A 25,408-nucleotide genomic window follows, 5' to 3' on the forward strand; every position below is an offset into this window, starting at 1 on the left:
TCAAGGAACGAGGACCGGAGGGTCGCGTGGAGGTCAAGATCGGCGTCGCGGACAGCCCGCGCGAACTCGTCGTCTCGAGCGGGCAGACGCCCGACGAGGTGGCGGAGCTCGTCGACGGTGCCCTGTCCGGCAGCAGCGGCACCCTGTCGCTCACCGACGACAAGGGCCGCCGCTACCTCATCCCGGCCACCCGCATCGCCTACGTGGAGATCGCACCCTCCGAGGTGCGGCGCGTGGGCTTCGGGGTCGGTAGCTGAGGGAGTCCCTGACGACGGGGACTCCCGGTCGGGAGGGCGTCAGCCCTCCTGCCGGGGGAACCCGCCGCCGATGCCGCGCCACGCGAGCGTGGACATGAGCGCGATGGCGTCCTCGCGGGGGGGCTGCAGCCCGGCGTCGAGCCAGTAGCGCGCCGCCGTCGTGGACAACCCGACGAGCCCCACGGCCAGCAGCCGGGCCCGCTCCGGCTCCAGCCCGGCGTCCGCGGTGACGACCTCGGTCACCGCGTCGATGCAGTCGCTGGTCGCCCGGTCGACGATCTCCGCGATCTCGGGCGTGGCCCGCGTGTCGGTCTCGAACACCAGGCGCATCGCACCGTCGCGCGAGGACACCACGTCGAAGTAGGCCTGCACGGCGGCGTGCACCCGGGCCTTGTTGTCGGTGGTCGAGCGCATCGCCGCGCGGACCGTGCGCACCATCTCGTTGGCGGCGGACTCGACGAGCGCCCGGTAGAGGTCGAGCTTGCCGGGGAAGTGCTGGTAGAGCACCGGCTTGCTGACGCCGGCGCGCTCGGCGATCTCGTCCATCGCGGCCGCGTGGTAGCCCTGGGCCCCGAACACCGACCGGGCGGCCGCCAGGAGCTGTGCGCGCCGCTGCGAGCGCGACATGCGGGGCCGGCCCCCCGGACCCGGGGCGGGGGATCCGCCGGCCGCCGTCTGCGCCGCCGCTCCGGTCTCGCTCATCGACTCACCGCTCCCCTCGTCCGCGTTCCCGTCCGGGCGCACGTGTGCCGCCCCGACCGGTCGGGGCGACCCTACCGACCGTGACGCTCCGACGCGTCCGTCACGCGCGGTTCGCCGACCGTCGCCCTCCGGGACACCGGCCGGGCGGATTCGCTTCACCTGTCGTCCACCGGCACCATGGTCATCGTGACGATCACGGCTCCGGGGAGTGGCCCGCAGGTGAACGGGACCCCGGTCCCGCTCGCCCCGACCGGCGCGCTCGGGCCGATCGGCGACCCCACGCCGCACTGGCCGGGACGCCGGGTGACCGTCGACGGGCTCGAGCTGCACGTGCGCGACACCCCGGCGACCGGCGCGCCGTCCGGCACGGTCGTGTACGTGCACGGGCTCGGCGGTTCGGCCACGAACTGGACCGACCTCGCCGGCGCGCTCTCCTCGCGGTGGACCGGGCACGCGGTCGACCTCCCGGGCTTCGGCCACTCCACCCCCCGCGTCGACCGGGACTACTCGCTGCGCGCCCACGCCGACGCCGTCGGCGCCTACGTCGCCTCGCTCGGCGAGCCGGTGCACCTGGTGGGCAACTCGCTCGGCGGTGCCGTCGCGCTCTGCGTCGCGGCCGAGAACCCGGGCTCGGTCCTGACGACGACGCTGGTCAGCCCGGCCATGCCCGACCTGCGCCCGGCGCCGGCGCGCCTCGGCGACGGGAAGATGGCGCTGGCGGCCATCCCGCTGGTCGGAGCGCGCACGCGCCGTGAGCTGGCCGCCGAGGACCCGGGGACGCGGCTGCGGCGCACCATGCGTCTCTGCTACGCCGACCCGGACGCGGTCAGCCCGGCCGCCTTCGCCCAGGCCGTCACCGAGGCGACCGAGCGCGCCGAGTACCCGTGGCTGGCGGAGGCGCTGCAGCGGTCCTTCGGCGGCCTCGTGTCCACCTGGTTCGCCCCCCGCTCGCGCTCGCTGTGGTCGATCGCGGCACGGGTGCGCACCCCCACCCTCGTGGTCTGGGGCGAGCTCGACCGGCTCATCTCGGTGCGCAAGGCCCGACGCACCGTCGACTCCATCCCCCGTGCCCGCCTGCTGCGCCTGCCGGGGACGGGCCACGTGGCGCAGATGGAACGACCCGCCGTGGTCGCGCGGGCCGTCCTCGGGATGGTCGATGCGGTCGCGGCCGGTACGTGGGACACCGTCGGAGTTCGTCCGGTGTGTGGGACCGTGCTGGGGTGACCCGACCGACCGGCTCGTCCCACCGGACGCGCCCGCCCGCCCGCGAGGCGGACGGCGACCGGTCGGACCGGGGTGCCGGCGCGGCCGCCGAAGGGCGCCGCTCCCGGCGTCGCGGTGAGCCGCTGGCCGCCTCGTGGACGCCGTCGGGACGCGCAGCAGCGTCGGGGACGCCCTCCCGGTCCCGTCGCGGGACGCTCGCCGCGCTCGCCGTCGTGCTGCTGGCCCTGACCGGCTTCGTGGTCGTGCGGTTCCTGACGCCGAGCGCCGAGACCACCGACGTGCGCTCGCCCGCCGCGGCGGCCGAGCAGGGGCCCGTCGTCGGGGAGGCACCGTCCGGCGGGGACTTCGCCGGCGTCGACATCCCCACCGCGGAACTGCCGGCCGGGGGCGACTTCCCGGTGTCGGGGAAGGGCACGTGGCGGGTGGTGCCGGGCGCGACCCCGCAGGTCGGGACCGGGCGGGTCTACACGTACACCGTCGAGGTGGAGGACGGGGCGGTGCTCGCCGAGGGCGACGCCGCGTTCGCCACCGCGGTCGACGCGACCCTCGACGATCCCCGCAGCTGGACCGGCAGCGGCCAGATCGCGCTCCGCCGCGTCGACGCCGCGGCAGGTGTGGTCCCCGACTTCCGGATCAGCCTCACCTCGCAGCTCACCACCCGTGCGCAGTGCGGCTACCAGATCCGCTACGAGGCCTCGTGCTGGAAGTCCGACATCGGACGCGTGCTGATCAACGGGTCGCGCTGGGTGCGCGGGGCCGCCGCCTTCGAGGGGCAGCTGGGGCTCTACCGCCAGTACGCCATCAACCACGAGGTCGGGCACGTCTTCCGCAACCAGCACGTGCCCTGCCCGGCGGGCGGCGCGCTGGCGCCGGTGATGATGCAGCAGAGCTTCGGCGTGTCGAACGACTACCTCGCGCAGCTCACCGACGACAACCCGCAGGGCATCCAGATCCCCCGCGACGGCAAGGTCTGCCGGCCGAACGCCTGGCCGAACCCGGTCCGCTGAGACCGCGACCGCACCCGTCGTCGGGAACACGCGACCGGGACGTGCGGTTGAATCGGACCGAGCAGTCGTCCTAGAGGAGCTGAACGCGCGATGGCAACCCTGCCGCCCCTGGTGGAACCGGCCGCCGAGCTGACGAAGGAGGAGGTCGCCCGCTACTCGCGGCACCTCATCATCCCCGACGTGGGCGTCGACGGTCAGAAGCGCCTGAAGAACGCGAAGGTCCTGGTGGTCGGCGCGGGTGGCCTCGGCAGCCCGGCCCTGCTGTACCTGGCCGCCGCCGGCGTGGGCACGCTGGGCATCGTCGACTTCGACGTCGTCGACGAGTCGAACCTGCAGCGCCAGGTCATCCACGGCCAGTCCGACGTGGGCAAGCCGAAGGCGCAGTCGGCGAAGGAGTCGGTCGCCGAGATCAACCCGTTCGTCACGGTGAACCTGCACGAGCAGGCGCTGGACTCGTCGAACGCGCTGGACATCTTCCGCGACTACGACCTGATCCTCGACGGCACCGACAACTTCGCCACCCGCTACCTGGTGAACGACGCCGCGGTGCTGCTCGGCAAGCCCTACGTGTGGGGCTCGATCTTCCGCTTCGAGGGCCAGGTCTCGGTGTTCTGGGAGGACGCCCCGAACGGGCAGGGCCTCAACTACCGGCACCTCTACCCCGAGCCCCCGCCGCCGGGCATGGTCCCGTCGTGCGCCGAGGGCGGCGTGCTGGGCGTGTTGTGCGCGTCGATCGGCTCGATCATGGTCACCGAGGCGATCAAGCTGATCTGCGGCATCGGCGACACCCTGCTCGGTCGGCTCAAGATCTACGACGCCCTCGACATGGAGTACCGCGAGGTCAAGATCCGGCGCGACCCGAACGCCGTCGAGATCACCGAGCTGATCGACTACGAGGCCTTCTGCGGCGTCGTGTCCGACGAGGCGCAGTCGGCCGCCGCCGGGCACACCATCACCGCGGTGGAGCTCAAGGAGAAGATCGACGCGGGCGACAAGTTCGAGCTGATCGACGTCCGTGAGCCCCACGAGTGGGAGATCGTCCGCATCCCGGGCGCCAAGCTCATCCCGAAGGACAAGATCCTCTCGGGTGAGGCGTTCGCCGAGATCCCGCAGGACCGCCAGACGATCCTGTACTGCAAGTCGGGGGTGCGCTCCGCCGAGGCGCTCGCGGCCCTGCAGAACGCCGGGTTCTCCAACGCCGTGCACGTGGGCGGCGGCGTGACCGGGTGGGCCCAGCAGGTCGACACCTCCCTGCCGACGTACTGAGTCGCACGATCGAAGGGCCCCGCCGGAGTTCCGGCGGGGCCCTTCGTGCGTTCGCGAGGGGACTACGCGGACGCCCCCACCGGGGTGCGGTCCTTCGCGTCCACGTCGTCCTCGCCGCCGTGGGTCTCCTGCTCGATCGCGTCGCGGACGAGCGACGGGTCGTTCAGGGCGGCCTGGAACTTCTCGTCGTCCCGCTCACCGCACCAACCGGCCACGACCATGACGGCCACGGTGTTGCCGATGACGTTGGTGAGGGCGCGGCCCTCGCTCATGATGCGGTCGATGCCGGCGATGATCGCGATACCGATGGCGATCGACTCCACGGTGTAGAACTCTCCGCCGAAGGCCTGCAGCGAGGCGGCCAGCGTGATGAGGCCGGCGCCGGAGACGCCCGCGGCGCCCTTCGAGGTCAGCAGCATCAGCGCGACGAGGCCGAGCTGGACCCCCCAGGGCAGGTCCTGCCCGCCGGCCTGGGCGATGAACAGGGCCGCCATCGTGAGGTAGATGCAGGTGCCGTCGAGGTTGAACGAGTACCCGGTCGGCAGCACCATGCTGACCGTCGAGCGGGACGCGCCCGCCGCCTCGAGCTTGGCCAGCAGCCGGGGGAGCACCGTCTCCGACGACGAGGTGCCGACGATGATGAGGATCTCGTCCTTGATCATCCGGATCAGCTTGAAGACGTTGAAGCCGGAGATGGCGCAGACCACGAACAGCACGCCGAAGACGAAGATCGCGCAGGTCGCCCAGAAGGTCACCATGAGCGAGAGCAGGTTCGTCAGGCTCTCCCCGCCGAGGGCGCCGACGGTGTAGGCGATACCGCCGAAGGCCGCGAGCGGCGCCAGGAACATGATCATGCGGATGATGCCGAAGATGACCTTGGCGATGAGGTCGATCCCGCCGACGACGCGCTTGCGCAGGGCCGGGGCCAGCATCGAGGTCGCGGCGGCCACGAGGATCGCGAGGACGAGGACGCGCAGGATCTCGTTCTCGACGAACGGGCCGAGGAAGCTCTCCGGGAGCAGCGTGCCCTGGATGAAGTCCAGCGCGCCGCCGCCCTGGGCGCCCTTCGCGATGTCCTCCTGCGCCTCGGCCAGCGTGGCCGGGTCCGGCGGGATCTGGGGGAACCCGGCGCCGGGCTGCACGACGTTGACCACGACCAGCCCGAGGCCGAGCGCGATCAGCGTCATGAGCAGGAAGTAGGCGAGGGCCCGCCCCGCGATGCCGCCCGCCGCGGCCAGGTTGCCGATCGAGGCGATGCCGACGATGACCGTGCAGAAGATGACCGGAGCGGTCACCATCTTGATCAGCTGGATGAAGATGTCGGGCAGGACCTTGAGGTCCGAGGCGAAGCCGGGGGCCGTGAAGCCGACGATGATGCCCGCGACGATGCCGACGATGACCCAGAACCAGAGCTGCTTGTAGACGCCGCCCCGCTTCGAGCTCGAGGGCGGGGGATCGGTCGGCGGAGCCTGGGTGGTCGTCGACATCGGTGTCTCCTCAACGGTGGAACGTGGTACAGCTCTCAGGCGGTGACGTGAGGTTAGGAACACCGTGCCCTCCACACCCAGGTCACACGCCCGGAACTTGAGGAACACTTGAGCCAGCGATGAAGGTCTTGCTCGTCGAGGACACCGCACCGGTGCGGGACGCACTGGCGAAGGTGCTGCGCGCCCAGGGCTGGCGGGTGGGCACCGCGTCGACCGGCGTGTCGGCGGTCGAGATGGTCGCGGACACCGCCGACCCGCCCGACCTCGTCCTGCTCGACCTCGGGCTGCCCGACCTCGACGGCATCGAGGTCTGCCGGCGGATCCGCGGGCGCTCGACGGTGCCGATCATCGCGGTGACCGCCCGCGGCCACGACAGCGCCCGCGTGATGGGTCTGCGCAGTGGCGCCGACGACTACGTGGTCAAGCCGTTCTCGATCGACGAGCTGCTCGCCCGCATCGAGGCCGTGATGCGGCGCGTGTCCGGCCACGCCCTCGCCTCCACGATCACGGCGGGGCCCCTCGAGGTCGACCTGGGCGCCCGGTCGGTGCGGGTCGACGGCACCGAGATCGCGCTGCGCCGCAAGGAGTTCGACCTGCTCGCCGCGCTCGCCCGGCGGGAGGGCCGGGTGGCCAGCCGGGAGGAGCTGCTGGACGACGTCTGGGGCCTCGCCCCCGACGACCACGGCGCCGACGCGGGCGGACGCACCCTCGAGGTGCACGTCGCCGCGCTGCGCTCACGCCTGGGCGTCCCCGGCCTCGTGGTCACCGTGCGGGGCGTGGGCTACCGGCTCGCGAGCACCTGAGGGAGCCGCACCCGACGGGGACACCGCGGGCAGCACGACGACGAAGCCGGTGCCGGTCCCGTCCACCCCGGGACCCGTCGTCACCGTGCCGCCGCGGCGCTCCACCACGCGCGCGACGAGGGCGAGCCCGAGACCCCGCGGACCGGTCTTCCCGGTCTGCCGGCCCCCGTCGTCGGTTCCCTTGGTCGACCAGCCGGCCGTGAACGCCGCCGCGGGGTCGGCCAGCCCCGGCCCGTCGTCGGCCACCCGGATCGTCAGCCCGTCGTCGGCGTCGGCGAGCGCCAGCTCGACCACGCCCCGGCCCGCCGTCGCGAGGACGGCGTCGAGGGCGTTGTCCACGAGGTTCCCGACGACCGTGACGAGGTCGTCGGTGCCGTCGGTGTGCGCGGTCCGGCCGGTGATGCGCAGGTCGACGCCGCGGTCGCGCGCGTCGGTCGCCTTGTCGAGCACCAGCGCGGCGAGGGCGGGGTCGGCGATGCGCTCGCGCAGGTCGGCGCCGAGGTCGGCGAGGTCGCGGGTCCAGCGCACGGCGAGCTCGCGGGCGTCGTCGTGGGCCCCGAGCTCGATGAGCGTCGAGACCGCCTGCAGGTGGTTGGCGTGCTCGTGGGCCTGGAAGCGCAGCGCCCCGGCGACCGAGCGCGCATCGTCGAGGGCGCGCATCACCTGCTCGACCTCCGTGCGGTCCCGCAGCGTGATCACCCACGAGTCGTCCGTGAGCGTCCGGTTCACCAGCAGCAGCCGCTCGCCCACGAGCAGCGACTCGTCCGACACCGTGCTCGGGTCGGCCAGCCGCGCCGCCAGGGCCGGGTCCACCCCCAGCTCGGCGAGGGTCCTCCCGACGGCGGGTCCGGGCACCTCGAGCAGGCGCATCGCCTCGTCGTTGACCACCACCACGCGATCGGCGGCGTCCAGCACGAGCAGCCCCTCGCGGATCGCGTGCAGCACCGCCTCGTGGTGGCGGTGCAGCGCGGTGATCTCGGACGGTTCGAGGCCGAGCGTGTCGCGGCGCACCCGCCGGGCGGCGAGCAGCGCGAGACCGGTGCCGATCCCGATCGCCGCGACCGCTCCGAGGGCCAGGTAGCCGAGCTCGCGCAGCACCCGGGAGAAGACGTCGACGCGCAGCAGCCCCACCGCCACCATCCCGACGACGGGTCCGCCCGGCGCGGCGCGCACCGGGACGATCGCCCGCACGGACGGCCCGAGCGTGCCCGGGAACGTCTCGACCAGCGTCTCCCCGCGGGCGGCGGGGAGGAAGGTGCCCTGGTAGGTCTGCCCGATGAGGGCCCGGTCGGGGTGGGTGAGCCGGGTGCCGTCGGGCGTCATCACGGTGACGAAGGAGGCGTCGGCATCGACCCGGACCGCCTCGGCGGAGGGCTCGAGGCGCGCGACGTCGCGTGCCGCGACGGCCTCCGGCACGCCCGGGGCGACGGCGAGCGTGGTCGCGAGCCCGAGCATCCGGGCGGCCTCGTCGTCCTCGACCAGCGTTCGGGTGCTGACCGCGCTGACGCCCGCCGCGATCAGCACGGTCAGCAGGACCGTCACCAGTTCGACGACCAGGAGGCGTCGGACGAGGCGGGAACGGCGGCGGGGTGCGGGCACCCGGAAACCGTGACGGTGCCCACCGGGCACCCGCAAGTCCGGCCACGATGCTCCGAACCGTGACAAACAACCGGGAGGAATCGGACGCATCGCCCGAGCGAGATGACCGACCGTGAACTGGCACTGTCGGGCCTTCACGACGTGACCGGAACGAGATGTCACACTGCGGACACGGTCACGGTGCGTGGCCGCGTCGAGGGCGATGGGGGGAACGCACGTGGCACGTCGGTCGGGCCCGGAGCGCTCCGGCACGTCGTTCGGGACGTGGCTCGTGGTCGTCGTGCTCGGCCTGCTCGTGGCGACGGTGCTCGGCGTGACCGGCCTGGTCAACGCGACGATCGGCAACGACGCGAACCACGACCAGGGCGACAGCGCGGCCGTGCCGCCCACGGTGTCCCGCGGCGGGACCTTCGTCGACGGACGCGTCGACCCGGCGCGCTCGACGGGCCTCCCGCCGCGCACCATCGCGCTGACCTTCGACGACGGGCCGGACCCGACCTGGACCCCGCAGATCCTCGCGGTCCTCGCGAAGCACCGGGTGCCGGGCACGTTCTTCGTCGTCGGGTCGCTCGGCGTGCGCCACCCCGACCTCCTGCGCCAGATCCGCGCCTCCGGCAGCGAGATCGGCATCCACACGTTCACCCACGCCGACCTCTCCCAGGTCCCGCGCTGGCGCCTCGAACGGGAGCTCGGCGAGACCCAGCTCGCGATCGCCGGGGCCACCGGCGAGACCACCTACCTCATCCGCCCCCCCTACTCCTCCACGCCCGACGCGATCGACGACCGCGCCTACGAGGCCGTGCTCGAGTCCGGGCAGGACGGCTACGTCAACGTCTTCACCGACGTCGACGGCGAGGACTGGCAGCGCCCCGGCGTCGACGCGATCGTCCGCAACGCGACGCCCGCGAACGGCGTCGGCGCGACCGTCCTGCTCCACGACGCCGGCGGCGACCGCTCGCAGACCGTCGCCGCGCTCGACCGGCTCATCCCCGAGCTGCAGGCGCAGGGCTACCGCTTCGACACCGTGACCGGCGCCGTCGGCGCCCCCTCGGCCCACGCCCCCGCCTCCGAGCGCGACCGGCTCGTCGGCGGCGGTCTGGTCGGCGCCGTCGACCTCGCCACCGGCACCGTCCGCGTGCTGCAGGTGCTGCTCATCGGGGTCGGGCTCGTCGTCGTGCTCCGGCTGCTGCTGACGCTCGTCGTCGCCCGCCGCCACGCCCGCCGTCGTCGGGATCCCGCCTTCTCGTGGGGGCCGCCGCCGACCGCGCCGCCGCCGGTGTCGGTGATCGTCCCGGCCTACAACGAGACCGAGAACATCGAGGCCACGCTGCGCTCGATCCTCGCGAACGACCACCCGCTGGAGATCCTCGTCGTCGACGACGGGTCCACCGACGGGACCGCGGAGCTCGTCGAGTCCCTCGGGCTGCCCGCGGTGCGGGTGATCCGGCAGCCCAACAGCGGCAAGCCGATCGCGCTCAACACCGGCGTCGCGCGGGCGAAGCACGACCTCGTCGTCATGATGGACGGCGACACGGTGTTCCAGCCGGACACGATCGCCCACCTCGTGGCCCCGTTCGCGGACCCGGGGATCGGGGCCGTCGCAGGCAACGTCAAGGTCGCCAACCGGGCCGCGCTCATCCCGCGCCTGCAGCACATCGAGTACGTGGTCGGGTTCGGTGTCGACCGGCGCGTGCAGGACACGATGCGCGCCATCACGACGATCCCCGGCGCGGCCGGGGCGTTCCGCCGCGCGGCGGTGCTCGAGGTCGGCGGCCTCTCGCTCGACACCCTCGCCGAGGACACCGACCTGACGATCGCGCTCGGCCGTGCGGGCTGGCGGGTCGTCTACGAGGAGCGGGCGATCGCCTGGACCGAGGCGCCGACCACGCTCTCCCAGCTGTGGCGGCAGCGCTACCGGTGGACCTACGGGACGATGCAGGCGGTCTGGAAGCACCGCCGCTCGCTGCGGGAACGCGGCGCCTCCGGTCGCACCGGGTGGCTGGGCCTCGGCCACATCGGGGTCTTCCAGGTGCTGTTCCCGCTGGCCGCGCCGCTGGTCGACCTCTTCTTCGTCTACGGGCTGCTCTTCGGGGACGCCGCGCTGACGCTGGTGCTGTGGGGCTCGATGCTCGTCGTGCAGACCGCGGCGGCCGCCTACGCGTTCCGGCTCGACGGCGAACCGATGGCGCCGCTCTGGGTCGCCCCCGTCCAACAGATCCTCTACCGACCGCTGATGTACGCGGTGCTGCTCCGCTCGCTGCTCGCCGCCGTCACCGGCGGTCGGGTGCGGTGGCAGCGGATCCAGCGGCTCGGAGCCCTGCGGGCCCTCATGCCGGGCCAGGCGGCGCCCGTGCCGGTGCCGGCGGCGGCACCTGCCGGTGCCGGCAATGCGGCACTGCGTGCACCCGGCGCCAGGAGAGACACACCGTCGAAGCCGGCCGCACCCGTCGTCGTGAAGGACGAGAAGCCGCTCGAGCGGACACGGTGGCTCGACGTGCTCCGGGCGATCGCCCTGGTCCGCGTGATCGGCTACCACATCGTCGGCTGGGGCTGGCTGTCCTTCGTCTTCCCCTCGATGGGCGTGATGTTCGCGCTCGGCGGGTCGCTGATGCTCGCGTCGCTGGCGCGCGCCGAGGCCGTCGACGTGATCGGGCGCCGCCTCAAGCGCCTGCTGCCGCCGTTCTGGCTGTTCGGGCTCCTCGTCGTCCCGATCATGGTCTGGCACGGCTTCGGGCCCGACGAGACGCCGAACGCGTCCGAGTGGCTGTTCTGGTTCGTGCCGCTGCTCGACCCGCCGGGCAGCGAGTGGGCCGGGGACGCCACGGTCGTGCTCTGGTACATCCGCACCTACCTGTGGCTGGTGCTGCTGACCCCCGCGCTGCTCTGGGCCTGGCGGCGGCGTCCGGCCGTGGCGATCACGGTGCCGCTGGCCCTCGTCGCGCTGGACGCGGTGCTGGGCGGGGCGATCCGGGACTTCGGGGCGGTCGGGACGGCGCTGACCGACGCCTCGATCTTCGCGGGCTGCTGGATGCTCGGGTTCGCGCACCGCGACGGCACGCTGCGCCGCATGCCGTGGGGCTGGGCCCTGCTCGCCGCGGGCGTCGCGATCGGCGCCGGGACGGCCTGGGCGCTGGCGAACCCGGCCGGCGACAACGGCATCGACCTCAACGACATCCCGCTCGGCCAGGCGCTCGTGTCGCTCGGTGCGGTGCTGCTCGTGCTGCGCTACACGCCGCGCCTCGCGTGGCTGGAGCGGATCCCGCTGCTCGGCCGGATCATCACCGTGATCAACGCCCGCGCGGTGACGATCTACCTCTGGCACAACGTCGCGATCGCGGTCGCCCCGCTGATCGACGAGCGGTTCGAGTGGACGGGCACCGGCGAATTGGTCGGGACGGCGGTGGCGCTCACGGTGGTGCTCGCCCTCGGCCTCGGTTGGATCGAGGACCTCGCGGCCGGACGCCGACCCGCGCTGATCCCCGGCCCGGCCCAGCGGCCCCTGCGTCCGCGGGGACCCCGGCGCGCGGCCCCGCGGCCGCCCGAGATCCCGGCCGGCGCGATGGTGGTGCCCGCCGAGACCGAGGAGAGCCCGCTCGCGGCGCTCAACGCCCTGCGGCCGGCCTCGGACTTCCGTCGCGACCCCACCTTCGGAGCCGTGCCGGAGTCCCGCCGCGCGGGCCCGTCGTCGCAGCCGGGGCCCGCTGTGCGCCCGGGGCCGCGGCCGGGTGGTCGCGTCCCGAGTGCTCCCACGCCGGTCCCGACGGCGGGTGGTCGCGTCCCCAGTACCCCCACCCCGGTCCCGACGGCGGGTGGTCGTGCCCCGAGTGCGCCGACGCCGGGTTCCCGGACTCCCAGCGGGCCGACGCCGGTGCCGACGCCGGTGCCGACGCCGGTCCCGGCCTCGCGAGTGCGGCAGAGTGCCCCACCGGTGACGCATTCCGCCGCACCCGCGGACAACCGGCGTCAGCCCGAGCCGGCCACGACGGCGACCCGCCGCGCCCCCGAGCCGGACGCCGTGACCGGCGTGGTCGGACGCGCGCCCACCGGACGGCGGCGGCTGATGTCGTTCGGGGACGAGTCGCCCTCGCCGCGCCAGGAACCGGACGGCCGCCCCGCACCGGAGCCTCCGACCCGGACCACGGGGAACCACCGCAGCGACGACGTCGACGACCGGTTCAGCCGTCTCGACGCCCCGAGCCGGCACCGCCGCTGAGCCGGGCCGCGCGCAGGGCGTGCCGCCGCACCTTCCCGGCGTCGTCGCGCAGCGGGCCCCCGACGAGTTCCACACCGGTCGGCACCGCCCACGGCGGGAGCTCCGCCGCGGCGACGACCGCGTCCGGGTCGGCCTCCCGGTCCAGGTCGAGCAGGGCGTGCACCCCGCCGTGGAGCTCGAACACCGCCGCGGACCGGACGGCGGGATGCCGTTCCAGGGCCGCCTCGACGCGGGCCGGGTGCACCTCGTGGCCGTCACGGCGGATCACGTCGTCGGCCCGGTCGACGAGGAACAACCGGCCCTCGTCGTCGAGCCACCCGAGGTCGCCGAGCGCGTCCCACCCCTCCCACCCGGGGACCCGGCGGGCCGTCCCGCCGAGGTAGCGGTACCGGGGACCGCCGGTGCGGGTCATGATCACCTCGCCGACCTCCCCGGTCGGGAGCTCCGTCCCGCGCGCGTCGACCACCCGGAACTCCGACCCGCCGACCGGGCGGCCCACCGAGCCCGGAGCGGCGAGCCACTCGTCGCCCCGGATCATCGTGATCCCGGCCGACTCCGAGCTCGCGTAGACCTCGACGACCCGTTCCGCGCCGACCCGGTCCAGCCACCACCGCTTGAGCCCGGGCGGACACGGCGCGCCGAGGTGGACGAGGTGACGCAGCGATCCCAGGTCCGCCGCCCCGACGTCGGGATGGCGGGCCAGGCGATGGAGCATGCTCGGCACGAGCAGCGCCCACGTCACGCCGAAGCGCGGGATCGCGGCGAGGACGGCCGCGGGGGAGAAGCGGTCGAGCAGGACGAGCGTGTGCCCGGTCATGAGGCCGCGCAGCGCGTAGGTGAACGGCGCCGAGTGGTGCAGCGGCCCGCTGACCAGCTGGATCTGCTCGCGCGGCAGGTACGGCGCGACGTCGGCGTCCGGATCGACGGTCGCGCGGCCGGTCGACACCACCACCTTCGGCGCGCCGGTGCTGCCGCCGGAGGAGGTCGCCTTCCACGACGACGCCGGAGGCCGGTCCGCGATCCGGCCCGGCGTCGGATCGGGCAGGCTCCCGACGACGAGGGCGGGCGCGGCCACGTCGAGCACGGTCGCGGGCTCGGGCGGCAGCGGAAGTGGGGTCGCGCCGAGCCGCCACACCGCGGCGCAGGCCACCACGAGGTCGGCGGTGTTGCCGAGGTGGAGGCCGACGAGGTCCTCGGGCGCGACGGCGTCGGCCCACGCGGCGGCGAGCGCCGCCGAGCGGTCCGCGACCTCCCGGCGGGTGACGGTGCGCCCGCTCGGGACCTCGTGGACGGCCGGTCGGTCGGGGTCGCGGTCGGCGAGCAGGTCGAGCGCGGCACCGATCGGTTGGACCGTCACGTCGGATCGACTACCCCGTTCGCCGCCCGTCTCGTGCCGCGATGGGCGGAATGACGCCAACGGTGATCCACACTTGACCGCCTGTTCACGGACTTCGCACCGCCGACCGGGCATCGGCTGTTCGTATGCCTACGAACATGATCCCGTCGTCCGGAAGGTGACCATGCCCATCCCCATCAGCGAGGCCGTGGACGAGCAGGCCGAGGCCGCGACCACCAAGGCCCGCGCCTCCCGCTCGCCCGGCTCCTACCTCGTGAGCTCCGCGCTCGCCGGGGCCTACATCGGGGTGGCGGTCGCCCTGATGCTGGCCGCCGCGGGTCCCCTCAACGCCGCGAACAGCCCGTTCACCAAGCTGGTGCAGGGCCTCGTCTTCGGGATCGCCCTGACCCTGGTCGTCTTCGCCGGCGGCGAGCTCACCACCGGCAACATGATGACGATGATCCTCGGCCTGTTCGGCCGGGCGCGGCGCGTCGGGGTCGGCGCGGTGGTCGCGGTCATCCTGTTCTCGTTCGTCGGCAACCTCGTCGGCGGGCTGCTGTTCTCCCTGCTCGTCGAGGCGTCGGGCGTGCTGCGGATCGCGAACCCGGGTCAGCCGCCGGCGGCGCTGAACTTCCTCACCTCGACGTTCCGGTCGAAGGAGACCGAGACGGTCGCGACCATGTTCTTCCGCGGCGTGCTCTGCAACTTCCTGGTCTGCCTCGGCGTGTGGATGGCCGCGCGGACGCGGTCGGACGGCGCGAAGCTGGTCGTGCTGTTCTGGGCGTTGCTGGCCTTCATCACCACCGGCTTCGACCACGTCGTCGCCAACATGACGATCTTCGGTCTCGGCCTGTTCAGCGGGCTGCCCGAGGCCACCGTCGGGCACTTCGCCTGGAACCTGCTCTGGGTCGGGCTCGGCAACCTCGTCGGCGGGGGTCTGCTGGTCGGCGCCGCCTACGGGTTCGTCGCGCGCAGCGAGAAGCCGGGCCACGACGAGGACGTCCCCGACTCGGCGGTGCCCCGCGAGCGGGAGGTCGCGCAGGCGTAGGTGCGCTCCGGCGCCGCGCCCGGACGAACGGGCCGTTCGTCACGGACGAGCGTGCCGAACGGCCTGTTCGTACCGCACGGCCCGCCGGGGGCTAGGCCGCGAAGGTGTAGCGGCTGCCCACGGCACCCGGCACGAACGCGTCGCCGAGGGCCTGGGCCAGCCGCATCTGTGCACGCCAGCCGGTGCAGTGCGCGGGGACGACGACGTCGGGGGCGAGGTCGACGAGCGCCTCGACGGTGGGCTCGATGATCGGTTCGAACCCGGGGCCGGTGAGGTGCAGGCCGCCCAGCAGGGCGTGCAGCCGCTCGTGCCCGGTCAGCCGGAGCGCGTGCCGGGCGATGTTCACCGACCCGGCGTGCCCGCAGCCGGTCAGCACGACGAGGCCCCGACCGCGGACGTCGACGACGAGCGCCTGGTCGTCGACGATCCACGGGTCGGGCGTCCAGTTCCCGTCGACCCGGGCCTCGTGGAAGGGCATGCCCTGCTCGAACTCCGTGGTCCGGTCGACCTCGCCCGTGATCAGCACGCTGCCGCCGAGCAGGAACGACGGCTCGCGGCGCTCGATCAGCTCGATGCCGTCCCCGACGAGGGCCGCGCGGTCGAGCCGCGGCATCACGAACGGCGCGCCCCCTGGCGGCACGAGGCGTCGCTCGGTGAAGGCCACCGGGTGCAGCACGAGCGGGCTCGCCGCCCGGCCGAGCCAGCGCTCCAGGCCGGGGAAGCCGCCGGTGTGGTCGGCGTGGCCGTGGGAGAGGACGATGGCCCCGATGTCGCCCGGGTCGACCTCGAGCCGGCGCCCGTTCACCGCCATGCCCTCCGGCGAGACGCCGGTGTCGAAGAGCAGGGTGTGGTCGTGCCCGTCGCGCGTGACCGTGACCAGCGCCGAGAACCCGTGCTCCGCCACCAGCCCGGGTCGGGCGAGCCCGTCGACGTACTGGTCGGCCGGCTCCCCGGGCCCGGTGCCGAGCCGGGCGCGGGTGACCCCCGGCCCGTCGGCGAGCAGGGCGTCGAAGGAGTTGTCCACGAGGACGGTGATCGTCAGGGCGTCGACCGGCTCCAGGTGGACCGGGTCGACGGCGGCGCCGTCCGCGGCTCGCGGGGTGGCGAAGGCGACGGCGGCCGCATCGGGGGTCTCGGTGCACACGGCGTCGATCCTGGCCCTCGACGAGGTCGACCGTCATCTGCGGCCTGCGCGTGCTTCACTGGTGATGTAGATACATCACTTGGGGAGATGACGGCCGTGGCCTCGTTCGACGTGCTGCTCGACCGGAACGCCCGCTTCGCCGCGGGCGACGCGTAACGCGACGTCCCGATCTACCCAACGGGCAACGTCGTCATCGTGACCTGTCTCGACCCGCGGACCGATCCGGCTGCGTTCCTGGGGCTCGGGCCGGGCGAGGGGGCGGTGATCCGGAACGCCGGCGGGCGGGTCACACCGACGGTGCTCGCCGACCTCGCCTTCGTCACCTACCTCTCGGAGCGGAAGCTCCGGCCGGAGGGCCCGCTCTTCGAGATCGCCGTCGTCCACCACACGCAGTGCGGCACCCACGTCCTCGCGGACGACGCGTTCCGGCAGGCGTTCATGGCGGCGGTCGGCGAGGACGTGGCCGGTTCGGTCGGCGGAGCCGTCACCGACCCCGCGAGCACGGTGCGCCACGACGTCGGCCTGTTGCGCGCGTCGGGCCTGGTGTCCGCGCGGGGCGCCGTGTCGGGGCACGTCTACGACCTCGACACGGGAACGGTCACCACGGTTGTCCCCGCCTGAGCGGGCCGCGGCCGAGGCGATGGCCCGGGACCTCGTTGCCGGGTGCGTGGGGCTCCGCGTGGACCGCCTGCACCGCGCGGTGGCCCGGATCCACGAGGGCGCGCTGGCGCGGATCGGGCTGTCCCTCGCGCAGACCGAGATCCTGGGGATAGTCGTCGGGCACGGGCGGCCGCTCCCGCCCTCGGCCGTCGCCTCCGCGCTGACCATGGAGCGGTCCACGGTCAGTCGGACGCTGGCCGGGATGACGACGGCGGGCTGGATCGAGGCGGTCGAGCTCACGCCCACCGGGCGGACCCGTCTCGTCGGCGTGACCCCGCTCGGGCTCCAGGTGCTCGCCTCGGCGCGTGGGGCGTGGGAGGGCGCGCAGACCAGGGTCCTCGAGCGCCTCGGGCCCGAGGCCCTCGACGTGCTGGACCGGTGGTTGGCGGCCCTGGTGGATCCGATGCCGCCGTGACAGGTGTGGTCGCTCGGGAACGACAGGGGGCCCGTACCGGTCCACCGGGTGCCTCCTCAGGGGCGGGTGGTGACGGTCAGCTCCGGGCCGCCCGCGACCTGCAGGGTCCAGCGCTGACCCGGCTCGATCCACGGCGGGTCGACCAGCGTCCCCGTCGTCACGATCTCGCCATCGGCGACGGGGGTGGCGCCAGGGAGGTCGGCCAACGCGGCAAGCGCGTGCCGGGGGCCGCCGAGGGCGTTCGCACCCCGACCCGTCGTCGAGAAGCCGGGGCCGGAGAGGGCGACCTCGACGTCCGCCAACCCGTCCACCGGCAGCTGCGGGCCGAGGACCAGCATCGCGTGCAGGCCGAAGTCGGCGACCGCCTCGGCGGGGGAGAACCGCCACCCCGGATGGTGGCTGGCGACGATCTCCACGCCGAGCGCCGCCCACGCGATCTCCGGGTACCGCGACACCCCGAGGACGATCTCGGGCTCCAGGCGTGGCTCGGGGAGGGCGCCGAGGGAGAGGCTCCGACAACGGGTGAGGGTGGTGTCGTAGACCGGCGCCCAGATCGGGCGGTCGAGCCCGTGCGCGTCCCATGCCCCGCGGTTGGTGAACCCGATCTTGCGTCCGACCCGGCGGTTGCCCCGCTCGCCGAGCCGCTGCTCGACCTCCGCAGCGAGGAGGTAGGCCGCGTCGAGGTCCAGGTCGGGGTCCCGGGGGAGCCGCGCGCCCGTGTCCCGCGCGCCGAGCAGCCGGTCGACCCGTCGGTCCTCCATGGCGGTCATCGATACACCCTCGGACCGGGACGGTCCGCGAGCCGGTCGTCCGACCACCCGCGCGGACGCCGCGAGCACGTGCGCGACGACGTCGAACTAGTGCGCGTGACCCCTGGTGGATCCGACGTTCCTGTGACGGGCCGGGACGACGAGGGCCGGGCCGCCCGCGGCGACCCGGCCCTCGTGCGTGCGCGGACTCAGCCGAGGCCGAGGCCCTCCTCGGCCTTCGTCACGCCGAGGTCCTCCTCGACGTCGTCCAGGCCGGTGGCCTCGCTGACGGCATCCGAGGCGTCCGCGACCCCGGTGGCCTCCTCGACGTCGGAGACGGCGCCGCCGACCTCCTGGATGACCCCGTCCGGGGTCTCGTCCGCGAAGGCCACACCGCCTCCGAGGCCCATGAGGGCGACCGAGACGGCGGCGGCCGCCGCGAGGCGGCCGAGACGTGCGGTGAGCGTGTTCGACATCAGGAGTTCCTTCCGACTGACCGCCCCCGACGGCGGCGGGTCATGGGATGCGCCGGACCTGTCATCCCGGCGCACGGACGACCCTGACTGCCGCGTATAGCGGCAATAAATACTCCCTTTGCCTCCACGTTAACCAGCTATGGCGAACTCCATGTTTGAAAATCGTCGTAGCGTGACCGTCCGGGTGCGCTCAGTAGTACCAGGGGAAGGGCGACCAGTCGGGCTCGCGCTTCTCGAGGAACGACTCCTTGCCCTCCACGGCCTCGTCGGTCATGTAGGCCAGGCGCGTCGTCTCGCCGGCGAAGAGCTGCTGGCCGACCAGGCCGTCGTCGATCAGGTTGAACGAGTACTTGAGCATCCGCTGGGCCTGCGGGGACTTGCCGAGGATCTCCCGCGCCCACTGCAGGGCGGTGGTCTCCAGCTCCGCGTGCGGCACGACCTCGTTGACCGCGCCCATCCGGTGCATCTGCTCGGCGGTGTAGGTCCGGCCGAGGAAGAAGATCTCGCGGGCGAACTTCTGCCCGACCTGCCGGGCGAGGTAGGCCGAGCCGTACCCGCCGTCGAAGGACCCGACGTCGGCGTCGGTCTGCTTGAAGCGGGCGTGCTCGGCGCTCGCCAGGGTGAGGTCGGAGACGGCGTGCAGGGAGTGGCCGCCGCCCGCTGCCCACCCGTTGACCACGGAGATGACGATCTTCGGCATGAAGCGGATCAGCCGCTGGCACTCGAGGATGTGCAGCCGGCCCGCGCGGCCCTGCTCCTGGGCGCTGACCGCGGTCTCGGACGACGCGTACTGGTAGCCCGTGCGCCCGCGGATGCGCTGGTCGCCGCCGGAGCAGAACGCGTGCCCGCCGTCGCGCGGGGAGGGACCGTTGCCGGTGAGCAGGACGACGCCGACGTCGGCGCTCGTCCGGGCGTGCTCGAGGGCCGTCGCCAGCTCGTCGACGGTGTGCGGGCGGAACGCGTTGCGCACCTCGGGCCGGTCGAAGGCGATGCGCACGCATCCCAGCTCGACCGAGCGGTGATACGTGATGTCGGTGAGGTCGAAGCCCTCCACCGGGCGCCAGACCGAGCTGTCGAAGAGCGGTTCGTCCACGGGGAGCGACCCTAGGCGTCGGGTGCGGTGCCCGCGGATGCGGCGGGAGCAGGACCGACTCGCCGCGCCGTTCGCGAGGGGTACACCAGGCATCGCGCGGCACGCTCGGACCTGCTTCCCGTGCGTCTCGCGAAGGCCGACCCGGCGTCCGGAACGGAGCTCCCCGCCGAGCCTAGGAGCGGGTCCGCACCGGCGTGATCGGCGGGGACGGGCGGTCGGGGCCCTCGTCGTCGCCGGCCTCCCACGACAGCCCCGGCAGCCCGCGCAGGCCCGACACGAACGGCTCCAGCCCGGTGCGGGCGACGCTGTCGGCCAGGGTCTCGTGGCCCACCCGGAGGTCCTCCCAGGTGCGCACGACCTGATCGACGAGCTGGGTGACCTGGTCCTGCGCGACCCGCCCGAGCACCCGGCCGATCCGGTCGCGCCCGAGGTCGCCGCCGAGGTGCACCCGGTAGCCGGGGACGCGCCGCCCGCGGACCGACACCAGGTTCCCGGCCAGTCCGAGGTCGGCGGCCTGGTGGCGGGCGCAGGAGGCGGGGCAGCCGGAGACGCTCACCGACACCCGCGAGTTCCGGCGCAGCACGGGGAGGTGCCACAACGCGCCGGCGAGGTCGCGGGTCGGGGTGATGGCCAGCGCGCAGGAAGGGGCCCCGACGCAGGACCGCACGTCCCGCGCCGGACGGTGGGTGTGCACGGCGAGGCCCACCGCGGCGACCCGGACGGCGAGCTCCCCGACCCGCCCGACCGGGACGTCCCGGAGCACGACGTTCTGCTCGCGGCTCAGTCGCACCATCCCGTCGCCGAGCTCGCGGGCGACCTCGGCGAGGACGTCGAGCGCGTCGGCGGACAGGCGGCCGAGCGGCACGGTGACGGTGACCGTCGCGAGGCCCGGCACCCGCTGCGGCCGCACGTCGTCGCCCCACCCGTGCTCGGGCGTCGGCCCGCTCGGCACGCCGGGGGCGTGGACCTCGGGCAGTGGGGCGGGCGCCGGCCACGGACGTCCACGCAGCTCGGCGGTGGCCTCGGCGACCAGCGCGGTGAAGCGGTCGGCTCCGAGCCGGGCGAGGAGGAACTTGAGCCGCGCCCGGTTCGGCTGCTCGAACGCGCCGTGCGCGAGGAACACCGCGAGCACGGCGTGGACGGCCGGGAGGAGCTCGTCGCGCGGGACGAACGCGGTGAGCCGGGTCGCGAGTGTCGGACGGGAGCGGCCGAGGCCACCGCCCACCCACAACTCGTAGCCCGGCCGCCCCTCGCCGTCGAGGACGGAGACGAGCCCGACGTCGGAGACCTTGGCCTGCGCGCGGCACCCCGGGCAGCCGCCGAGGCTCACCGTGAAGCGTTGCGGCAGCCGCGTGTTCAGCCCGGGTCCGAGCCGCAGCAGCGAGTCGGTGAGCAGCTCGGCGTCGGGCGTGCAGTCGAACGGCTCCTCGGCCGAGACGCCCGCGTCCGGGCAGCTGGTGACGCCGCGGACGGTGTGCCCGCAGGTCGCGTCCGTGTCCAGGCCGGCGGCGTGCAGGGCGTCGAGGGTGTCCACGACCCGGTCGGCCGGCACACCGTGGAGCTCGAGCTGCTGGCGGGTGGTGAGGTGGACCGGGCCGGACCCGCGCCCGCGCAGGAGGGCGGCGAGCGCCGCGGCGGCGTCCGCCGACACGCGTCCGCGGGTCCGCGCGCGCAGCAGGAACGACCCGTCCTCGCGCTCCGAGCACGCCCCGAGGGTCTTGAGGCTGTAGCGCTCCAGGGCGCCGAGCCGGGCGGGGTCGGCGACCGCGTCGAGGTCGAGGGGCAGGCCCGCCCGCTTGCTCGCGACGACGTCGCCGGGGGCGTCCCGTCCACCCGGCCGGGCGGGTGCCGACGGGGCCCCGAGCGCGTCGTCCGGACGCAGCGGCGCGGCCACCCGCGCCGGCGGGGCGGCGGGCGCGGCAGCCACACCGGCCGTCGGGACGAGGGCGTAGCCGACGCCGTGGAGGGTGCGGACCATCTCGCGGTGGGTCGGCCCGAGCGCCCGGCGCAGCGCGCGGACGTGCACGTCGACGGTGCGCGCGCTGCCCTCGTACTCCGGGCCCCACACCCGACGCAGCAGGGCGGCCCGCGTGACGGGGCGGCCGGGCCGCGCGGCGAGGTCGGCGAGCAGCTCCAGCTCACGGCGGGCGAGCGCGAGCGGGCGCCCGCCGACCGACGCCTGGTAGGCGACGGTGTCGACGACCAGGTCGCCGACGACGAGGGCCCCCGGTGGCGGGGCGGTCGGGCGCCGGTCCCGGCGCGGCCGCGGGACGGGCGGGACCGGGCGGGCGAGCAGGCGCAGGCGGGTGGCCACCTCGCCGGGGGAGGCGTCGGGCAGGAGCAGGGTGTCGACCGGGACGTCCTGTTCGACCGGGAACGCCGCGTCCGGTCCCACCACGACCGCGACCGGCAGCCCGGGCCGGACCGCGTCGATCGCGGCGGCGAGCTCGGCGGCGGCGAAGGGGCGGGTCCGGGCGTCGAGCAGCACGGCGTCGACGTCGACGGCGGAGGTCAGGGCGTCGGCCGCGGTGAGGGCGCCGGGGGTGACGCGGTGGTCGGGCAGCATCGCGAGCCCCGGGAGCACCTCGTCGACCGTGGACGCCCCGCTGAGCAGGAGCAGGTGCACGCCTCCATCGCACCATCCGATCGTTACGCCGGTGTTGCTCCGCCCTCGGTCGCGAAGAGCTCCCGCACGGCCGCCCGGTCCGGCTTGCCGATCCCGCGCAGCGGCAGCTCGTCGAGCACCCGGACCGCCCGCGGCCTCGCCCGGCCCAGCCAGTCGACCTCGCGGCGGACCGCCTCGGGCTCCAGGTCGGAGCCGGTCACGACGGCGACCACCCGCGCGCCCCACTCCGGGTCCGGCACCCCGACCACGCACGCCTCGCGCACCCCCGGCACCGCGCGCAGGGCCCGCTCGACGACGATCGGCGGCACCTTCTCGCCACCGGTGACGATCACGTCGTCCGCCCGCCCGAGCACCTCGAGCCGCCCGCCCGGGAGCACGCGCCCGAGGTCGGAGGTGCGGAACCGGCGGCCCGGGAGGAACGACGGGTCGGTCGACCCCTGGTAGCCGTCGGCGACGGTCGCGCCGCCCAGCACGATCCGTCCGACGCCGGACGCGTCCGGGTCCTCGAGGTCGAGGGTGACCCGGTCCAGCGGCACCCCGTCGTACACGCAGCCGCCGCAGGTCTCGCTCATCCCGTAGGTGGTCACCACCCGCACCCCGGCGGCACGGGCCCGCTCGAGGAGCGCGGTCTCGGTGGCGGCCCCACCGATCAGCACCGCGCCGAACCCCCGGAGCGCGTCGAGGCCGGCGTCCGCGTCGTCCAGCAGCCGCCGCAGCTGCGTGGGCACGAGGGAGAGCCGGGTGACCGCCGGGCGGGCGGCCCGGACGGCGGCGGCGAACGCGTCGGGCCGGAAGCCGTCGCGCAGATCCATCACCGCGGCCGGCGTCCCGGCCCGGGCCGAGCGCAGCAGCACCTGCACCCCGGCGACGTGGTGCGCGGGGAGCGCGAGCAGCCAGCGGCCCTCGCCGCCGAGCCGGGCGGCCGTCGACGTCGCGGACGCGGCGAGCGCCGTGCCGGAGAGCAGGACGGCCTTGGGGACGCCGGTGGAGCCCGACGTCGTCACCACCGCGGCGACGCCGGGGCCGACCGGGGCGCGCAGCGTCGCCGGCGGGGGCGGGTCGTCGGGACCCGTCGGCAGGACCGCGGGGCCGTGCCCGGCCACGGCCGCCACGAGCCGCTCGCCGAGCGCGCGGGCGGCGGCGGCGGACCCGTCGGTGGCGACGACCTCGACGGGGCGGGTGCGGTCCATGGCCCCCACGGTAGGCCGCACCGACGGGCAAGATCGGGATCGGGGACTACCGTGGACCGGTGGGCGATCTCGTCACGACCACCGGCGGCGTGGAGCTCCGGGCGGTCCCGGTGGCCCTCCCGATGCGCGTCCGGTTCCGCGGCATCACCGTCCGGGAGACGCTGCTGCTCGCCGGTCCCGACGGCGGGTGGGGCGAGTTCTGCCCGTTCGTCGAGTACGACGACGACGAGGCCGTGCCCTGGCTGCGCTGCGCGCTGGAGTCGGCGCTCGGCCCCGCCTGGCCGCCCCCGCGACGGACGCGGATCCCGGTGAACGCGACCGTCCCCGCCGTCGACCCCGAGCAGGCGCACCGCACCGTCACCGCGTCCGGGGCCGGCACCGCGAAGGTGAAGGTCGCCGAGGCCGGCCAGGACCCGGGGGAGGACCTCGCCCGGGTCGAGGCGGTCCGCGCGGCCCTGGGCCCGGCCGGACGGATCCGCGTCGACGCCAACGGCGGCTGGCCGGTCGACGCGGCCGTCACGGCGATCCGCGCGCTGGACCGGGCGGCCGGCGGCCTGGAGTACGTCGAGCAGCCGTGCCGCACCGTCGAGGAGCTGGCCGCGGTGCGCCGTCGGGTGGACGTCCCGGTGGCCGCCGACGAGTCGATCCGCCGGGCGTCCGACCCGATGCGGGTGGTCGAGGCCGAGGCGGCCGACGTCGCGGTGGTCAAGGTCGCGCCGCTCGGCGGGGTCGCGGCGTCGCTGCGCATCGCCGAGGCGATCGGGCTGCCGTGCGTGGTGTCCTCCGCGGTGGAGAGCTCGGTCGGTCTCGCCGCGGGCCTCGCCCTCGCCGGGGCGCTGCCCGAACTGCCGTACGCCTGCGGGCTCGGGACGACGAGCCTGCTCGCGCAGGACACGGTGGCGGCGTCGCTCGTGCCCGACGCCGGGTGGTTGCCGGTGCTGCCCGCAGCCCCCACGCCCGTCGTCGGGGAGGCCATGTCCCCGGACCGGGCCACGTGGTGGCTCGACCGGGTGAGCCGGGTGCTACGCCTGGTCGACGACCGGTGAACCCCGACCCCGACCCCGACCCGCGGGGACGGACACGCCGGGGCTGGTGACCGTCCCTCGACCCGTGTCGGGTATAGCGTGCGGAGCGTGACGGGCAGGGCGTCCTTGGTGACGGGGGAACGATGACCGCGGTGGCTCGGGGATCGTCGGCGGGGGCGTCGGCGGCCGGCGAGCCCGAGGGTCCTCCGGTGCACGTCCGGACCGCCTTCGGCGTCCGGGACTCGGTACCGCGGCCCCGTCCGCACCTGCCCGGCCCCGCCTGGAGCTGCGACGGTGTGCTGCTGCGCCCGGTGTCGGACACCGTGCTCGCCGCCTGGTCGGCCGCGACGCTCGAGGAACTGGCCGGCGGGGGCGTCGACGGCATCCGGCTCGCCCGGCCGGTCCGCGCCTCCGACGGCCGCCGCGTGGTGTCCGGCTGGTCGGCCTGCCACGACGTCGCGGGGGAGGTCCGCCCGCGGCACGACGACGTGGTGGCGGTCTCACTGCGCCTGCACCGCGCCACCGCCCGGCTGTCCCGCCCCCGCCTGGTCGACGACCGGGACGACATCCTCGCGCGCGCCGACCGCGCGGCGTTCGGCGAGAAGACGGTGCCGCTCGACCCCGAGACCGGCGGCGACCTGTTCGCCGAGCTCGCCCGCCGTCGGGTGTCCTCGACGCTGCCGCTGCAGCTCGTGCACGGCGACCTGTTCGGCACCGTGCTCTTCGAGGGGGCCGGGGCGGGCGAGGACGCGACCCCGCCCGCCGTCCTGGACCTCGTCCCGTTCTGGCGGCCGGTGGAGTGGGCGGCGGCCGTGGTCGTCGTGGACGCCCTCGCGTGGGGCGGCGCCGACGCGGGCATCGTCGGTCGCTGGTCGCACCTGCAGGCGTGGCCGCAGATGCTGCTGCACGGCCTGCTGTTCCGGCTGGCCGTGCACGCCCAGCACCCGGCGTGCACCAAGGAGTCGCTGCGCGGGCTCGAGCACGCCGCCCGCGTCATCACCGAACTGCTCTAGCCAACCGTGACGGGAGGCTCTCCTTCCGTCGTCCGCCCGCAACACGACGTCATCGCCGTGTAACGCCCGATTCCT

The 25,408-nt window shown here is 74.7% G+C and carries 21 protein-coding genes; 11 read left to right on the forward strand and 10 right to left on the reverse strand.

Annotation, left to right across the window (positions count from 1 at the left end; translation table 11 throughout):
- Nucleotides 1-26: 26 nt before the first annotated feature.
- The gene (locus tag BJ983_RS27625) at nt 27-257 is read left to right on the forward strand and encodes a DUF3107 domain-containing protein (RefSeq protein ID WP_179796746.1); all 231 of its coding nucleotides are present in this window, start codon (nt 27-29) and stop codon (nt 255-257) included.
- 39 nt (nt 258-296) lie between these two features.
- Here the strand turns inward: BJ983_RS27625 and BJ983_RS27630 are convergent, their stop codons facing one another.
- On the reverse strand, nt 297-959 hold the full coding sequence (locus BJ983_RS27630) for a TetR/AcrR family transcriptional regulator (RefSeq protein ID WP_179796747.1): 663 nt from the start codon (nt 957-959) through the stop codon (nt 297-299).
- 177 nt (nt 960-1,136) lie between these two features.
- On the opposite strand from BJ983_RS27630, the gene BJ983_RS27635 reads away from it, so the two are divergent.
- From BJ983_RS27635 to moeZ, 3 genes are all read left to right on the forward strand, one after another.
- Nucleotides 1,137-2,183 (forward strand): alpha/beta fold hydrolase, encoded by a 1,047-nt coding sequence (locus tag BJ983_RS27635; protein ID WP_179796748.1) that lies wholly within the window; start codon nt 1,137-1,139, stop codon nt 2,181-2,183.
- Nucleotides 2,180-3,190 carry a DUF3152 domain-containing protein gene (locus BJ983_RS32585; RefSeq protein WP_179796749.1) on the forward strand — a complete coding sequence of 337 codons (1,011 nt, stop codon included), beginning with the start codon at nt 2,180-2,182 and terminating at the stop codon, nt 3,188-3,190. The genes BJ983_RS27635 and BJ983_RS32585 overlap by 4 nt, the downstream gene beginning before the upstream one ends.
- Nucleotides 3,191-3,280: 90 nt before the next feature.
- Nucleotides 3,281-4,456 (forward strand): adenylyltransferase/sulfurtransferase MoeZ, encoded by a 1,176-nt coding sequence (gene moeZ / locus BJ983_RS27645; RefSeq protein ID WP_179796750.1) that lies wholly within the window; start codon nt 3,281-3,283, stop codon nt 4,454-4,456.
- 62 nt (nt 4,457-4,518) lie between these two features.
- Here the strand turns inward: moeZ and BJ983_RS27650 are convergent, their stop codons facing one another.
- A complete protein-coding gene (locus BJ983_RS27650; protein WP_179796751.1) occupies nt 4,519-5,943 on the reverse strand; it encodes a cation:dicarboxylate symporter family transporter in 1,425 nt (474 codons plus the stop codon).
- A gap of 119 nt (nt 5,944-6,062) precedes the next feature.
- Between BJ983_RS27650 and BJ983_RS27655 the strand changes: the two genes are divergently transcribed.
- On the forward strand, nt 6,063-6,746 hold the full coding sequence (locus BJ983_RS27655; RefSeq protein WP_179796752.1) for a response regulator transcription factor: 684 nt from the start codon (nt 6,063-6,065) through the stop codon (nt 6,744-6,746).
- Here BJ983_RS27655 and BJ983_RS27660 read toward each other — a convergent pair.
- Nucleotides 6,678-8,345, reverse strand: coding sequence for an ATP-binding protein (locus BJ983_RS27660; protein WP_179796753.1), 1,668 nt, complete (start codon nt 8,343-8,345; stop codon nt 6,678-6,680). The two genes, BJ983_RS27655 and BJ983_RS27660, sit on opposite strands and share 69 nt — an antisense overlap.
- Before the next feature lie 217 nt (nt 8,346-8,562).
- Here BJ983_RS27660 and BJ983_RS27665 point away from each other — a divergent pair, with 217 nt between their 5' ends.
- Complete coding sequence (locus BJ983_RS27665) at nt 8,563-12,558, forward strand: glycosyltransferase (RefSeq protein ID WP_179796754.1); 3,996 nt, start codon at nt 8,563-8,565, stop codon at nt 12,556-12,558.
- Here BJ983_RS27665 and BJ983_RS27670 read toward each other — a convergent pair.
- Nucleotides 12,521-13,915, reverse strand: coding sequence for an AMP-binding protein (locus BJ983_RS27670; RefSeq protein WP_179796755.1), 1,395 nt, complete (start codon nt 13,913-13,915; stop codon nt 12,521-12,523). The two genes, BJ983_RS27665 and BJ983_RS27670, sit on opposite strands and share 38 nt — an antisense overlap.
- 163 nt (nt 13,916-14,078) lie before the next feature.
- Here BJ983_RS27670 and BJ983_RS27675 point away from each other — a divergent pair, with 163 nt between their 5' ends.
- On the forward strand, nt 14,079-14,942 hold the full coding sequence (locus tag BJ983_RS27675) for a formate/nitrite transporter family protein (protein ID WP_218890502.1): 864 nt from the start codon (nt 14,079-14,081) through the stop codon (nt 14,940-14,942).
- 91 nt (nt 14,943-15,033) lie between these two features.
- Here BJ983_RS27675 and BJ983_RS27680 read toward each other — a convergent pair whose 3' ends face one another.
- Nucleotides 15,034-16,086: an MBL fold metallo-hydrolase gene (locus BJ983_RS27680; protein WP_179796757.1), complete on the reverse strand. Its 1,053-nt coding sequence runs from the start codon at nt 16,084-16,086 to the stop codon at nt 15,034-15,036.
- Nucleotides 16,087-16,281: 195 nt separating this feature from the next.
- Between BJ983_RS27680 and BJ983_RS27685 the strand changes: the two genes are divergently transcribed.
- Nucleotides 16,282-16,707 (forward strand): carbonic anhydrase, encoded by a 426-nt coding sequence (locus BJ983_RS27685; RefSeq protein WP_179796758.1) that lies wholly within the window; start codon nt 16,282-16,284, stop codon nt 16,705-16,707.
- Complete coding sequence (locus BJ983_RS27690) at nt 16,694-17,161, forward strand: MarR family winged helix-turn-helix transcriptional regulator (protein WP_179796759.1); 468 nt, start codon at nt 16,694-16,696, stop codon at nt 17,159-17,161. Before BJ983_RS27685 ends, BJ983_RS27690 begins: the two co-directional genes overlap by 14 nt.
- 56 nt (nt 17,162-17,217) lie before the next feature.
- Here BJ983_RS27690 and BJ983_RS27695 read toward each other — a convergent pair whose 3' ends face one another.
- The 5 genes from BJ983_RS27695 to menE form a co-directional block, all read right to left on the reverse strand.
- Nucleotides 17,218-17,931 carry a 2-keto-4-pentenoate hydratase gene (locus BJ983_RS27695; RefSeq protein ID WP_179796760.1) on the reverse strand — a complete coding sequence of 238 codons (714 nt, stop codon included), beginning with the start codon at nt 17,929-17,931 and terminating at the stop codon, nt 17,218-17,220.
- A 188-nt stretch (nt 17,932-18,119) separates the two neighbouring features.
- Nucleotides 18,120-18,386: a hypothetical protein gene (locus BJ983_RS27700; protein ID WP_179796761.1), complete on the reverse strand. Its 267-nt coding sequence runs from the start codon at nt 18,384-18,386 to the stop codon at nt 18,120-18,122.
- 190 nt (nt 18,387-18,576) lie between these two features.
- Nucleotides 18,577-19,479 (reverse strand): 1,4-dihydroxy-2-naphthoyl-CoA synthase, encoded by a 903-nt coding sequence (locus BJ983_RS27705; protein ID WP_179796762.1) that lies wholly within the window; start codon nt 19,477-19,479, stop codon nt 18,577-18,579.
- A gap of 172 nt (nt 19,480-19,651) precedes the next feature.
- Entirely contained in the window at nt 19,652-22,105 is a 2,454-nt protein-coding gene (locus tag BJ983_RS27710; RefSeq protein ID WP_179796763.1) for a winged helix-turn-helix domain-containing protein, read from the reverse strand.
- 23 nt (nt 22,106-22,128) lie between these two features.
- The gene (menE, locus tag BJ983_RS27715) at nt 22,129-23,295 is read right to left on the reverse strand and encodes an o-succinylbenzoate--CoA ligase (RefSeq protein ID WP_179796764.1); all 1,167 of its coding nucleotides are present in this window, start codon (nt 23,293-23,295) and stop codon (nt 22,129-22,131) included.
- Nucleotides 23,296-23,354: 59 nt separating this feature from the next.
- Between menE and BJ983_RS27720 the strand changes: the two genes are divergently transcribed.
- Entirely contained in the window at nt 23,355-24,341 is a 987-nt protein-coding gene (locus tag BJ983_RS27720) for an o-succinylbenzoate synthase (protein ID WP_343054383.1), read from the forward strand.
- A gap of 122 nt (nt 24,342-24,463) precedes the next feature.
- Entirely contained in the window at nt 24,464-25,333 is an 870-nt protein-coding gene (locus BJ983_RS27725; RefSeq protein WP_179796765.1) for a TIGR02569 family protein, read from the forward strand.
- The last annotated feature ends 75 nt before the right edge of the window (nt 25,334-25,408 follow it).

The sequence above is a fragment of the Actinomycetospora corticicola genome (assembly GCF_013409505.1).
Taxonomy (GTDB): domain Bacteria; phylum Actinomycetota; class Actinomycetes; order Mycobacteriales; family Pseudonocardiaceae; genus Actinomycetospora; species Actinomycetospora corticicola.